The sequence below is a fragment of the Spirosoma arcticum genome (genome assembly GCF_054779955.1).
Genome location: NZ_BAAGXG010000009.1, coordinates 117,405 through 131,523 on the forward strand (window position 1 = coordinate 117,405; position 14,119 = coordinate 131,523).

At 54.4% G+C, this 14,119-nt stretch carries 11 protein-coding genes; 7 read left to right on the forward strand and 4 right to left on the reverse strand.

The genetic code is table 11. From position 1 onward, the window contains the following. The first annotated feature begins 36 nt into the window (after positions 1–36). A complete protein-coding gene (locus ACYVHB_RS20710; protein WP_461053696.1) occupies positions 37–258 on the forward strand; it encodes a hypothetical protein in 222 nt (73 codons plus the stop codon). A gap of 114 nt (positions 259–372) precedes the next feature. On the opposite strand, the gene ACYVHB_RS20715 is transcribed toward ACYVHB_RS20710, so the two are convergent. Then, on the reverse strand, positions 373–1,626 hold the full coding sequence (locus tag ACYVHB_RS20715) for an aspartate aminotransferase family protein (protein WP_461053697.1): 1,254 nt from the start codon (positions 1,624–1,626) through the stop codon (positions 373–375). A gap of 46 nt (positions 1,627–1,672) precedes the next feature. Here ACYVHB_RS20715 and ACYVHB_RS20720 point away from each other — a divergent pair, with 46 nt between their 5' ends. The 5 genes from ACYVHB_RS20720 (at position 1,673) to ACYVHB_RS20740 (ending at position 6,239) form a co-directional block, all read left to right on the forward strand. Beyond that, entirely contained in the window at positions 1,673–2,893 is a 1,221-nt protein-coding gene (locus ACYVHB_RS20720; RefSeq protein WP_461053698.1) for a hypothetical protein, read from the forward strand. A 20-nt stretch (positions 2,894–2,913) separates the two neighbouring features. Continuing rightward, positions 2,914–3,804, forward strand: coding sequence for a hypothetical protein (locus tag ACYVHB_RS20725; protein ID WP_461053699.1), 891 nt, complete (start codon positions 2,914–2,916; stop codon positions 3,802–3,804). A gap of 79 nt (positions 3,805–3,883) precedes the next feature. After that, positions 3,884–4,009, forward strand: a complete 126-nt coding sequence (locus tag ACYVHB_RS20730) for a hypothetical protein (protein WP_461053700.1) — start codon at positions 3,884–3,886, stop codon at positions 4,007–4,009. After that, a complete protein-coding gene (locus tag ACYVHB_RS20735) occupies positions 4,006–5,709 on the forward strand; it encodes a sodium:solute symporter family protein (protein ID WP_461053701.1) in 1,704 nt (567 codons plus the stop codon). The genes ACYVHB_RS20730 and ACYVHB_RS20735 overlap by 4 nt, the downstream gene beginning before the upstream one ends. Positions 5,710–5,765: 56 nt before the next feature. Further along, entirely contained in the window at positions 5,766–6,239 is a 474-nt protein-coding gene (locus ACYVHB_RS20740; RefSeq protein ID WP_461053702.1) for a Uma2 family endonuclease, read from the forward strand. Here the strand turns inward: ACYVHB_RS20740 and ACYVHB_RS20745 are convergent, their stop codons facing one another. Then, positions 6,240–8,639 carry an ABC transporter permease gene (locus tag ACYVHB_RS20745; RefSeq protein WP_461053703.1) on the reverse strand — a complete coding sequence of 800 codons (2,400 nt, stop codon included), beginning with the start codon at positions 8,637–8,639 and terminating at the stop codon, positions 6,240–6,242. It lies immediately after the preceding gene. Positions 8,640–8,695: 56 nt separating this feature from the next. Between ACYVHB_RS20745 and ACYVHB_RS20750 the strand changes: the two genes are divergently transcribed. Next, positions 8,696–9,175, forward strand: coding sequence for a Uma2 family endonuclease (locus ACYVHB_RS20750; RefSeq protein ID WP_461053704.1), 480 nt, complete (start codon positions 8,696–8,698; stop codon positions 9,173–9,175). A gap of 3 nt (positions 9,176–9,178) precedes the next feature. Here ACYVHB_RS20750 and ACYVHB_RS20755 read toward each other — a convergent pair whose 3' ends face one another. Together ACYVHB_RS20755 and ACYVHB_RS20760 are read right to left on the reverse strand one after the other, a co-directional pair. Beyond that, positions 9,179–11,602, reverse strand: coding sequence for an ABC transporter permease (locus ACYVHB_RS20755; protein WP_461053705.1), 2,424 nt, complete (start codon positions 11,600–11,602; stop codon positions 9,179–9,181). Between the two features lie 90 nt (positions 11,603–11,692). Then, a complete protein-coding gene (locus ACYVHB_RS20760; RefSeq protein ID WP_461053706.1) occupies positions 11,693–14,047 on the reverse strand; it encodes an ABC transporter permease in 2,355 nt (784 codons plus the stop codon). Positions 14,048–14,119 lie beyond the last annotated feature (72 nt).

The window sequence follows — 14,119 nt, forward strand, 5'->3', positions numbered from 1 at the left end:
CCGAATCATGTAAAGCGTATCTACGCAGATTTCATCATGCACAAGTCGGACGTCGACCGGTTCAAAATGGGTTTTGAGATGGCTGATATTGGTCGAAGAATGGTTGAAATGAATCTGACTCAGCAACACCCCGACTGGTCAACAGGTCAGTTAAAAGCCGCCGTTTTTGAGCGCATCTACTGTGACGATTTCACGACCGACGAGATGAAGCGAATTACGGAATCTATCCTTGCTTTTCACGACCGGCAAACCACCTGAACGTATGGCGAAACCACCCCGTAACTCCGGCAGTCTGATCAAAACCGTGCTGATTGGCCTGCTGATTCTCTTCGGCATCGCTCTGCTGGTCGGTACGGCGTCGGTGCTGTTTCCTTAACCGGCGACGGCGTCAGTCGCGTCCAGAATCACCGCGCAGGCTTCCCGAATTTGCTCTTCGGTGATGATTAATGGCGGGGCGATGCGCATCGAGTTGTCGCAGAACAGGAACCAGTCGGTAATGACGCCACCCAATGGCCCGCCGTTGATGGCCCGGTCGATGATGGGTTTGAGCACCGAAAATGAGTCAAACTCGATGGCCAGCATCAGGCCCTTGCCGCGCACGTCCCGGATGGCCGGGTGAACGAGCAACTCCCGGAACAACTGCCCTTTCGCTTCGGCCTGTTCATGGAATCTGCCTTCCTGAATAACCTGCAACGTAGCCAATGAAGCCGCGCACGACACCGGGTGCCCGCCAAACGTGGTGATGTGGCCCAGTACCGGATTATTCTTGAACACGCCCATGATCTCCGCCGAACTGATGAAGGCCCCGATGGGCATTCCACCCCCCATGCCTTTGGCGCACAGCAGCACGTCGGGAACGACCGGACCCGATTCATCCGCGCCCTCAAAAGCCCATAACGTACCCGTCCGGCCGAAACCCGTTTGAATTTCGTCGAAAATCAGTAACGCGCCCACCTCGGTGCAGCGCTGGCGAACGGCCTTCAAATAACCCGCGTCGGGAACGCGAATGCCCGACTCGGCTCCAACGACTTCCATTACGACGGCCGCTGTGCGCTGACTAATCTGCTCGATGTCGGCCCGGTTGTTGTAGCGAATATGGCGGACGTCGGGTAGGAGGGGGCGGTAGTTTCGTTTGAAATTTTCGTCGCCGGAGAGGGATAATGCACCCTGCGTGGCTCCGTGGTAGGCGTTGATGCACGAGATGATTTCCGTTCGATTCGTGTAGCGTTTGGCCAATTTCATGGCCCCTTCCACGGCTTCGGTGCCGGAGTTGGTGAAGTACACGTTGTCGAGACCAGCGGGTAGGGTTTCGGCCAGCGCCTGCGCTAATTGCGTTTGGGGCGTTTGCACGTACTCGCCGTACACCATCAGGTGCAGGTACTTGTCCAACTGGTTCTGGATGGCTTCGAGGACTTTCGGGTGGCGGTGACCGACGTTGCTCACGCCAATACCCGAAATCAAATCCATGTAGCGCTTCGGTGCCTGACCTGGTCCGAGTGTCGGACCACCGAGCGTCGGTCCGAAAATAAATACGCCTTCAGCCCGATCAATTTCCAACGCTAAGGGCGAATCGGAGGTCTGTGCTATATGCTGGAAGAATAACTGCCGGTGCGTCACCGTTTGCATGATAAATCGTTCAATAAAGATTCGTATAAAAGCAACATCCTCTGCCATGAAAACAGTTCTGCTTTTACTGTTCATAAGCCCCATCGTTGCGTGGGCACAAGTGTTCAAAATTACGCCCCAGGATGCCCAACGCAGGCAATCGTTTCTGCTCATGCGCGATGGCTCGGTCGTGCGCGGGCAGATTCTACGGCAGGACAGCACAATCATCAGCGTTCGAAAGCGGGGTGGCAACCTGTCGTTTATCGAAGCCGACCAGGTAATCAGCGTCCTGGCCGACCGGTCCGGGTTGCCCGAGAACAAAGCGGGCGTTCGACCGGCTTCGCCCTACAAGGTCTACGTCATGAAAGACGGTGCCCGGATTGAAGGGATGTTTATCCGGCGGGACAGCACCATGATTACGCTTCAGAAACCCAATGGTCAGTTTACCTACTTTGAGCCGGAACTGTTGGCCCGCATCGACACGGTTCAGGGCGAATCGTTCCGCGATGGGGGCCGGACGTTTCCTAACCGCTTTGCGCCCTATCTGCTCACGGGTCTGACGGCTCATAATCCTGAAAAGGGACGGTTCTACTACCGCAATACGTGGCTGTTGCTCAATGAATTGCAGTATGGCATTACGCGAAACTGGAGCGTGGGAGCCAGTTTTATCACCCCCATCCCGTACTTAGCTTATTCGGATCTTTATTTCCGAAGCGGTGAGTACTTATCATACAATTCGCGGCTATTTACGAAAATCAGTGTACCCATTGGTAACCGGTTTCGGTTGGGTGTCGATGCGTCGTATCGTAACAATCAGCAATTTACCTTAATTAGGGGACGGGACATCTGGACATTCCAGGCGCTGGCTACCGTTGGCAGCAGTCAGCGCAACGCCACGCTTGGCTACGGGCTGATAACCCCATCGCGCCGACGGTATGAGTACTATACCTACAGCTTCTCGTCCAGTTATCCACCGCAGCCGGGGTCAGGGCAGTTCGTCACCTACACCATTCCCAACCAGTCGTTTCTGACCCTTGGGCTGGTCCAGAAAGTGTCACCCGGTTTAACGATAGTGTTAGACAATACGCTCCTGCTGGGCCGGACTTACTATCAGTACAACGAGTCGAAAGCATCGCTATCGGCTGCCCTGCGCCTTGACCGTCGGCGACATGCCTTCGACCTCGGCATTTACACCCTTATTTATCAAAAGCCTATCCTCTGGGAAAATGGCCGTAGTACACGTTTCTTTCCGTATGTCGGGTATAATTTGCTAATTGGCCGTGATTAGCTCCCTCACCTCAACCCGGCATGAAACACTATTTACTGTATGCGTTTTTCCTGCTGCCGTTGCTGGCGACGGCGCAGGAGGGCGAGTATTACCAGAAACAACCGGCCGGGGCAGTTTACGTCATCGCGCTGAAAGATGGTACCAAACTGCGGGGTGAACTGCTGCGGCAGGATAGCACCGGAGTCGTTATCAAGACAAAAAAATTCGGCGAAGTCCGGCTGCCCACCGATCAGATCGCCCGTATGGGACCGCAGGACGTGCTGGAGCCGGTTGAAACGTTCCCCAACCTGTTTTCACAAACGATGCGGGTGGCCCCAACGGCTTTTTCGGCCGAAAAAGGGCGAGTGTATTTCAGAAATTATTTTGTTTACTTCAGTCAGTTTGAGTACGGTATAACGGATAACTGGAGTGTGGGCACCACGTTTTTTAGTATTGCACCTACGGCCCTGTTCAGTGTCAACACCAAGGTATCATTTCCGGTCACTAATCGGGTGCGTCTGGGGCTGAACGCCCAGTATGCGACGCTGAGAATCAATAATTTTATTTTCAATGCCGTTCGCGCGGACATTGGTTATCTCCAGGGTATTGTGACCACCGGCGACCGCCAGAATAACACAACGTACGGGTTGGGCTGGAGCTTATCGAACGGAGAGGTGTCCAGAAATTTTATCGGTACGTTCGGGCTGGTGCGCAAAGTGAGTCCGAAACTGACGTTCATTACCGAAAACTTCGTGCTGTTTGGCAGTGGCCGGGTGGATTTCGCCGGGTTAGTATCGGCCGGTATTCGTTTCGACCGCCGACGTCACGCGTTCGATCTGGCAGTCTATGCTCCGCTCGTGTTTGAACAAAACAGTCGGCCCACGTTCACTCTCGCGCCCTTCGGCATTTATCACCTGCGCATCGGCAAATAAGGCAATTGAACGGATTACTGGATGCGATACACCGATTTCCCTTAATTTCGCCGTTGTAGTCAGACAGCCCACCGTTTCCATGCCCGACAACCCCTCTGATTTGCCTCCTTTCGCCCGTTCATGGGCGCAGCTTTACGCCGTTGTCATCGGCAGTTTAGTCGTTGAAATTGTCCTGTTCTACGTCCTAATGCGCTGGCTGTCATGAGTACTATTGACTGGGGCGTACTTGTCCTGACGCTGCTGGGCGTCATTGTCTACGGCGTTGTCCGCAGCCGGGGAAGCCGTAGCATGGACGATTACCTGCTGGCGGGGCAGTCGCTGCCGTGGTATCACGTCGGCCTGTCGGTGATGGCCACGCAGGCCAGCGCCATCACGTTTCTGTCGGCACCGGGGCAGGGCTTTGCCGATGGAATGCGGTTTGTGCAGTTCTATTTCGGTCTGCCTCTGGCGATGGTCGTGCTGTCGGTGACGTTCGTCCCAATCTTCCACAAGCTCAAGGTATTCACGGCCTACGAGTTTCTGGAAAACCGCTTCGACGTGCGCGTCCGAACGCTGACGTCGGGGCTGTTTCTGATCCAGCGCGGTCTTTCCACGGGCCTGTCGATTTACGCACCCGCCATTATTTTGTCCACGATTCTGGGCTGGAACATCTACTGGACCAACTTGCTGATGGGTGGTATCGTGCTGGTGTACACCGTCACGGGCGGCACCAAAGCCATCTCCTACACGCACCTCCAGCAAATGGCTATCGTCACGTTTGCGATGGCGTTGGCCGGTTTTCTCACCGTTCGGCTACTGCCCGAAGGCGTTGGGTTCGTGGATGCGCTGTATGTGGCGGGCAAGGCCGGGCGCATGAACCTGATCGACCTGGAGTTCGACCCCAACAGCCGCTACAACATCTGGTCGGGACTGATTGGCGGTTTCTTTCTGCAACTCTCGTATTTCGGGACGGATCAGTCGCAGGTGGGGCGGTATCTGACGGGCGAAACCATTGGGCAGTCTCGGCTGGGGCTGCTCATGAACGGCTTGCTGAAGGTGCCGATGCAGTTCCTGATTCTGCTGGTCGGGGTGCTGGTATTCGTGTTCTACCAGTACAATCCGGCCCCCACGTTTTTCAACAAGCAGGAAACCGACAAGCTCAAAACGAGTCAATACGCGGGTGTTTACCAACTCGCCGAAATCAAGCACCAGAACTTGGCAACCCAGCGGCAACGGGCCGTGGCCGATATGCAGGTGGCCCTCAAAGCTGACGACGAAGCCGGACAGGACGCGGCCGGGGCCGTGCTGCGCCAAACGGATGAAGCCCTGAAAACCGTGAAAGCCGACGTGGTGAAACTCATCGAAAAAAACAACCCGGCGGCCGACACCAACGACGTCAATTACGTGTTCCTGCGGTTCGTACTCGACTACCTGCCCCACGGCCTGATTGGGTTACTGATTGCCGTCATTTTCAGTGCCTCCATGGGGTCCATTGCCGCTGCCTACAATTCGCTGGCGTCGACAACGGTGGTGGACGTGTACAAGCGGCTCGTCCGGTCCGAAGCCGACGATGCGCATTACCTGCGGGCGTCGCGCTGGGCCACAGTGGGCTGGGGCGTGTTCTGCATTGTGGTCGCGCAGTTTGCCAACCGGCTGGGCAGCATGATCGAGGCCGTCAACATTCTGGGGTCGTTGTTTTATGGCGTCATTCTGGGCGTATTTGTGGTTGCGTTCTACGTCAAGTCGATTGGGGGAAGGGCTACGTTCTGGGCTACCATCATTGCCGAAGGATTTGTGGTGCTAAGCTGGTATCGGGACCTGACGGCGTTCCTGTGGCTCAACGTAATTGGGTGCTTGCTGGTGGTCGGCATCGCGTGGCTGTTGCAGCTAATGATGGGTTTAGGCAGACGGGTAGAGACTGACTGACAGAGTGGGCAATGGCGTTAAAATTGAGTTATATTTGATAAAAAACTCGTCAGCTTATGGAAGCCATCCTTGATATCACCACCGACGACGCACAAGACGAGAAAATGTCCAGTATCAATCATTCTGAATTACAGAGCCATCTGGCTTTTTTATTTCGTGCTGCGTATCGGCAACAGTACAGTATCTATACCGAACTTGACCTGGATTTCGCATCCGGCAAAACCCGTCCTGACCTGTGCATCATGCCCAAACGCCGGGCCAATTGGTTAGCCGACGAAATCATTGTGCAGGATGTACCATTGACGACCATCGAAATTCTTTCTCCAGAGCAAAGCCTGAACAGCCTGACCGACCGAATTTACAAAAAGCACTTCCCGGCGGGTGTTAAAACGGTCTGGTTGGTAGTGCCCACTGTGCAGACCGTTTCCATTCTACTACCCGACCGCAAACAGGTCAACTTCGCCAGTGGAATCGTCATCGACCCCGTGACAACTATTCAACTCAATCTGAGCGAAATATTCGAGGGGTAATCATTCACTCCGCAAACTGGTCACTGGGTTCATCAGCGCGGCTTTTATACTCTGGAAACTCACCGTCAGCAGCGCAATGCCCACCGCCAGCAAACCCGCCAGCGCGAATACCCACCATTCGATGTCGATTTTGTAGGCAAAGTCCTGCAACCACCGGTTCATGGCGTACCAGGCAATGGGCGAGGCAATGACAATCGCAATCAAGACCAACTCTAAAAAATCTTTCGAGAGAAGCGCTACTATACTGGCCACACTCGCGCCCAGCACTTTACGAATGCCAATTTCTTTGGTCCGCTGCACCACGGCGTGTGACACCAATCCGTACAGACCGAGGCAGCAGATCAGGATGGCGATGCCGGTGAAGGCGTTGATAAGCCGGGAAGTCAGCGTCTCAGCTTGGTAAAGCTGGGCGATTTGATCGTTTAAAAACTGGTACTCGAACACCTCATCGGGGAACAATTGCTGCCACGTCTGCCGGATGTGTTGCAGCGTTTGCGCCGGATCATTGCCTGATATTCGGATGCCCGCCTGCCGATACCAGGGTGCCCAGTTGGCGATGATGCAGGGGCCGATCTCGTCGCGCATCGACTTCTGGTGAAAATCGCGCACTACCCCAACAATCGGCAACGGAATCGACGAAAGGTAGTACTGTAGTGTCTTGCCCAATACCTGCTGCGGATTATTGAAACCAAGTTTGTGGAGCAACGTCTCGTTAATGAGGTAATCGCGGATGGTATCGCCGGGCGTGATGTTGCGACCGGCCAGTAGCTTTATTCCGTACGTGCTTACATAATCGGCATCGGCCAGCCGGTCCAGAACCGGATAAAGCTCCCAATCGGTTTTGCCGTTGAATATAAAAGAGCCGCCATAGCCCCGGCTACTGGAAGGCGGCAGAACCGACAAACTGACCGACCGAATGTCGGCATACGACGACAACTGCTGTTTAAAGGCATCATGTTTCGCCTTTTGGTCAAACGGCAGGGCGACGACTACGACGTTATCTTGTCTGAATCCTAAGTCAGACCGTTGGATGTACCGAATCTGATTAGCCACCACCAACGCCCCAACAATCAGTGCCTGACAAACCACAAACTGCGTCACTACCAAAACCCGCTTCATGGTGAAACCCCGTCCCACTGTAGTCGTTAATTTTCCCCGTAGAGCCATATAAGGCGTGAAGCCGGATAGTACGATGGCCGGATAGCCACCCGCCAGCAGCACAACACTACTCAACATCAACCCCACAAAAGCAATTGTCGGCGAGTCGAACCGGAGGGACAAACTCAACTGTACCCAGTCGTTGAAGAGCGGAAGCAAAATCGTGACCAGCAACAGACCCAAACCCAGCGCGGCTCCAGTAATCAGTGCCGTTTCGAGCAGAAATTGCCGAATCAATTGACGACGCGAACTGCCCAGCGTTTTGCGAATGCCTACTTCTTTACCGCGCCGAAGGGCCTGCGCTGTGGCGAGGTTGATGAAGTTGATGCAGGCTGCCAAAATCAGCAGCAGCCCCACCACACCCAGCGACCACAGCAGTGCGGGACGAATGGTGTGGGCGGGGTCCCGCGCCACGTCGAAGTGCAGCTCGGTCATCGGCTGCACCTGAAACTTATAAATGCGTGCTGATTCGCCGTAGTGCTGCTTCGACAGCGCGGGCATTGCCTGTTGCAGGCTGCTGATGGCTTCCGGACTTTTCAGGCGGGCGTAGAGCCGATTTGCGCTGTTGAGCAGACTCCAGTCGGTCAGATCAATAGTTGGTACGAGTTGGCGCACGGTAGGCAGCGATATAAACAGGCCCAGTTCGGTGTCGGTGGGGCCGGGCGGGTCGGCTACTACACCCGTCACGGTTACGATAGCCTTGTTGTCAAGGGTCAGCGTCTGGCCAAGTGCGTTGGTTTCCCCAAAATATCGCTTGGCCCATGACTGGGTCAGTACGACCCGGTTGGGCGCACTGAGGGCCGTTTTGGGGTCACCTTGTAGCCAGGTATAAGTCAGTACGTCAAACCATTCGGGTTCTACGAAGCCCATACCGTCTTGTTCAAAAAAACGGGTAGGTTGTGGGTTGGTTGATCGGTGTGAACTGACCGTAATGTCGCGCCAACCCAGCAGAAATGCCGCCTGCTCAACCTGCGGGTAGCGGGTGCGGAGGGCCGCTGACATCGGTGGTGGTGCTTCGGCATTGTACTCAATCGACCCATCGTCGAGGTGCAAATCCGTGTCGATTCGGACGATGCGGTTGTAATTGGCGTGGTGGCGGTCGGTGCTGAGGTGATGCCGTAGAAATAGAAAAATCAGGAGTCCGCCCGCCATGCCTACCGATAAACCAACGGTGTTAATGAACGTGTAACTGCGTTGCGAACGCAGGTTTCGCAGGGCGATTTTGAGGTAATTACGTAACATGATTGTGTTGGTTTTGGCTATCTTAGATTTCCTTTCCGGGTAATGCTCATTGCGCTATGGAAACACCATCGGTTGATCTTATTGACGAATTCCACACTGAAGACATCATCGGTCCGCCGACGCGGTCTTACAATCACGCTAAACTCACGTATCGACTTTCTAAAAGTTTCAGCCGATATGATGAGCAGTATGATGTTTTGCCAGAACTTGAGTTTGAGCTTTCGCACGGACGGGCAAAGCCCGATGTGGCGGTTTGTCAGCTTGGCAAAACTAATTGGCTTCGTGATATTATCCGGCCAACTACGCCACCATTGCTGGCCGTTGAAATCTCATCTCCTCGCCAGGCCCTGTCTAATCTAACCGACAAAGCGTTAGACATTTACTTTCCATCGGGTACGCCGGTTGTTTGGGTGGTCATTCCCCATTTTAGACAGGTGACGATTATGACTCCGGATGGTCAGGCCACGGTAACATCGGGAACGTTGCAGGATGAACATACTGGTATTGAACTCAATTTGACCGATATTTTCAGCTGAGAATCACTCGCTCCGCAAACTCTTGACCGGATTCGTCAGCGCGGCTTTGATAACCTGCAAACTGACTACCAAACTCGTTAACAGTGCCAGCCCGATTCCGACCTGCACAAAGGGTAACCAGGTTACGGTGGTGTGGTAAGCATAATCCGCAAGCCAGTTGGTGATGAGCCAATACGCTAATGGCCAGGCCAGTAGGTTGGCCAGCAATAATACCCAGACGTATTCCTGCAAAAACAGAGCGATTACGTTTGGTATTGATGCCCCTAACACTTTGCGGATACCCACCTCTTTCGTGCGCCGGGCCACGCTCAACGACACCAGCCCTACCACACCCAGCAACACAATGAGCAGGGCCAGACCGGTGGCAACGTAGGCCGCTTTTTCCAACTGCAATTCGGTCTGGTACAGTTTTTCGAGGGTTTGGTCCATGAAGGCATAATCGAACGGAGCGTCGGGGAAAAGGTCATGCCATTTCTGCTCGACAGATGCGATAGTCCGCTTCGTATTCTCCGGCAGCAACCGGAACGAGAAAAACCGGTAAATCGGAACGGTACGTACCTGACCAATCACCAGCGGGCCAATGGCTTTGTGCATCGTGCCGATATGGAAATTTTGCACCACGCCCCGAATCCGGTACGTCAGCGGGACATTCTGAAACCGCACAGTCTGCCCAACGGCCGATTCGGGCGTTTTGTAGCCCAATGCGTTGATAGCCGCTTCGTTGAGAACTACGCTGGTTGAATCGTAGCCCCCCTGCCCGGAATGAAAATACCGGCCCGCCTGTAAGCCAATCTGATAGGTTTGGGCGTAGTGCTCGTCGGTCGTTATAATGTTCACGCTCACGGCCTGCGTCGAGTCGCGGCCTTCGGAATAGAGACTACCGCTGTTGCCCACATTGCCGTTGGGAATTTCGAACGACAAACTTACCGAACGGATGCCGGGCAACCGGGCGAACTGATCGCGGGCGGCTTCCATTCGGGCTACGCCGTCCCGCGTCCAGGTACGGGGCAGCGACGATACGGTCAGCACCGTCTCTTTCTTGAAGCCCAGATCGGTGTTAAAGAAGTAAGCGATTTGTCGCGAAACAAGCACCGCCCCGACAATCACGAAAATGGCAATCGTAAACTGAAGCGTAACCAAACCGCGCCTGAACAGGGCCGCACCGGCGGACCGGCCTTCTGGTGCCGACATGCCTTTCCCTTTCAGCGAATCGACCGACGAATACGCCGATAAATGCAGGGCCGGGTAGCCACCCGCCAGTCCGCCAACGACCGAAATCAACACCAGAATCAGCCAGCTATACTGCCCCGGCAGGGCCGTCAGCGACGGAATGGTTTTGCCCACTACATCACCAAATAAGGGCCGTAACAGCACGTACAGAAGTATCGAAAGGACCGTAGCAATAGCCGTCAGCGCGAGCGCTTCAGTCAGAAACTGGACGGTCAACTGCCGACGAAAACCCCCTAATGCCTTGCGAACGCCGATTTCGCGCAGCCGCGACGACGATTGGCTCATCGACAGGTTTATAAAGTTTACCACGGCCATCAGCAAAATAAAGAGCGCAATAGCACTGAGCGTCACGATCATCTTTTTGACCAAACCGTTATTGCTTTGCCGGTAATAATTCGTTAGTGGCGTTGCGTAGGCCGTCAGGTTTTTCTGGATTTCGGGCGGGGCATTCGTCCTGATTAACTGAGCGAGCGGTTTTTCTAAATCGTTCGGCGTAATGCCCGGTTGTAACTCCACGTAGTTGACAATGTACTGGTTCTGCCAATTCTTCATATCGGCTCCGAACTGCGGCAGCGCACCCAGAGCCATAAACACTTCGTTCGCTTCGGGCAGCAAGTTCGACACCGAATTCAGTGGCAGCGGCTTCAGAACACCTGTAACTAAGAATGCTTGCTTACCCGATTGGGGTGTTTCGACCGTCAGTGACTGGTTCAGCACGTCGGTTTTACCGAAGAACTTCAGGGCTTTGTCCGCCGTGATGACAATAGCGTTTGGCTCCGTCAGGGCGGTACGTGGGTTGCCGTGCAGCAGGTCGAACCCGTACATGGTCAGCAACGTCGAGTCGCCAATTTGTATCGACTCGCGGAAGTGGTTCGAGCCTTTGGAGATTGTAGCGCTAACCCCGTGAAACCGGTAGAAATTGGCCACTAAGGTCGGGTATTGCGCTCTCAGAGCTGCGCCGATGGGGGCCAGCGTTGTGATGGGCATACCCATGTCGTCGACTCTCCACCGACTTTGTACAAGGCACTGTTGCGGGGCGTTGCGGAGTCCGCGATTCACTTGGAATTCGCCCCAGACGTAGGCGCCGATGAGCAACGTGAAGGTGATACCCACCCCTAAGCCGACGATGTTGAGCAGCGCGTAAAACCGGCGACGTAACAGGTGCCGCCAGGCGATTTTGATGTAGTTCTGAAGCATAACATGTAGTGCCGAAGCTCCAGCTTCGGGTGTAAAAATTAAGTATAGGCCCGAAACTGGAGCTTCCGGGGTGCCGGACCAGGCATAACATCACTCGCTACGTAAACTGTTGACCGGATTCATCAGGGCAGCTTTGATGCTCTGAAAACTCACCGTCAGCAGGGCGATACTCACCACCAGCGCACCCGCCAGGGCGAAGTACCACCACTCGATGTCGATTTTGTAGGCGAAGTCCTTGAGCCACTGATTTATGACGTACCAGGCGATGGGGGAGGCCACCACAATAGCGATCAGCACCAATTTGAGGAAGTCTTTGGAGAGCAGGGCGACAATGCTACTGACGCTGGCACCGAGGACTTTGCGAACGCCGATTTCCTTGGTACGCTGCTCGGCCGTAAAAGCCGCTAAACCGAACAGGCCGAGGCAGGAAATGAAAATGGTAAGGACCGAAAACCAGCTAATGAGCGTCGCCAGCGTTTCTTCCCGGCGGTATTGCTGGTTATACGAGTCATCCAGAAATGAGTACTCGAAGGGCCGATCCGGTACGAGCGCTTGCCAGGCCTGGCGAACGACATCCAGATTTTCTGGTTTCATCCGCACCAACAAAGAACCCGGATTTTCTCCGCCATAATAAAAGAGCAGGGGTTCAACTTTGTGACGTAGTGACTGAAAATGAAAATCTTTGACTACCCCAATCACCCGCGATGTGAGTGAATCATGAGCTGAAGGGTTGATTTTTCGGCCGATTGCCTTTTCCCAGCCCATCCATTTGACAAACGCTTCATTAACGAGTACCCGGTGCTTCTGGTCAGCAGACGAGGAGAAGTTACGGCCCGCCACAAGGTCCAGTTTCAATACCTCAAGGTACGATTCATCAATGAGCGCTATGTTGATGAACAGGTTCGTTTTCTGACCATTTTCCTCTTTGACAAAAGACCCTTTAAAGTCCATCTCAACGGGTTTGCGCCCGGTGGAAACGCCTTCAATCCGGCTGTCGGCAACCAATCGGCGTTTCAGCGCTGGCATTTTTTGCCGGATAGGGTCTTCATCCGGCACCTGAACAACGAGTACCTGATCCCGGCGAAAGCCCGGATTTTTGGTGCGCACATACGTCAGTTGCGCCTGAACGAGCAGCGTCCCCGCAATCAGGGCGATGGCAATGCTGAACTGAACCACGACCAAAACCTGCTGCAACACGGGTTTGCCCGACCGGGTCAGTGGCCCCTTCAACACCCGTGCCGGATCAAACCGGGCCAAATACAAAGCGGGATAGCTACTGGTGAGCAGACCCACGAAGATCAACAGTGCCAGGCTACCTATGACGAATGCCCAGTTCCAATGGACCAATGTACTACCGGAGTTTCCGGTAAACTGTTGGAAAACAGGGCTGGCTACCTGACTAACTACCAATGCCAGCCCTACGCTCAAGCCAATGAGCACGGCCGATTCGGCGATAAACTGCCCCGCCAACTGGGATTTCCCCGCCCCCAGCACCTTTCGCATACCTACTTCCTTCTGCCGGTGAATCGATTGCGCGACGTACAGGTTGACGTAGTTAATACACGCCACGAACAGCAGCAGTCCGGCAATGACAGAGAAGATGACCAGCGACGTCCGGTTACCTTTGGGCGTGTCCTCCGACAGCCCCTCCGTAAAGTGAATGTCGGTCAGCGGCTGAATTTCGTTTTTAACCGAGAAGTCAAATACGCCTAACGCTTTAATTCGGGTGGCAAAGTAGGAACGGGCAAAGTGAGCCAGTTTTTTGTCAAACCCATTGGCCTGACGCGCATCGCCAAATGACAGGTACGTGTAGCAGGGCGCGTCGAGCCAGTCCTGGCGTTCTGCCTCGGTCGTACGCCAGGAAAGCAGGGCCGTAAACCGCAGATCTGAATTCGACGGCACATTCGCCAGTACGCCGGTTACCACGTGGGCCGCGCCGTTTACGGACAGCGTTTTCCCGAGCGGGTTGGTCGATTGGAAATATTTCTCGGCAAGCGCCTGTGTCAGCACGACGCTGTTCGGTCGGTCCAAAGCCGTCGTGTCACCCCGTAGTATTGGATAGGAAAAAACGGTCAACACGGAAGGATCAGCGTAAAAAACGGCTTCTTGGTTCACCAACGTCTGGCCATACCGCACCGTAGCCGCCGTGGGTTTCAGCCGAACGACGTCCCGAACTTCCGGGTAATTTCGTTTCAACAGCGGTCCCACGTCAATTCCAGCGCGGGCGATACCGTCCTCCGAACCACTCGCCTTGATGCGGGTGACTACCCGATAAATCAACTCGGCTCGCTCATGAAACCTGTCGTACTGTAGCTCGTGCCACACGTACGAGGCAATCAGCAGGAACGAAGCCATACCCACAACCAGCCCCAATACGTTGATGGCCGAATAAACCTTATCACGGAGCAAGTTCCGCCAGGCAATTTTGACGTAGTTTCCAAACATAAATGTCCGTATCTGAATTTGAAGTCAAGGTACGGACGAGCCTACTACACAGGCTGTTAATAATTGTTAAGC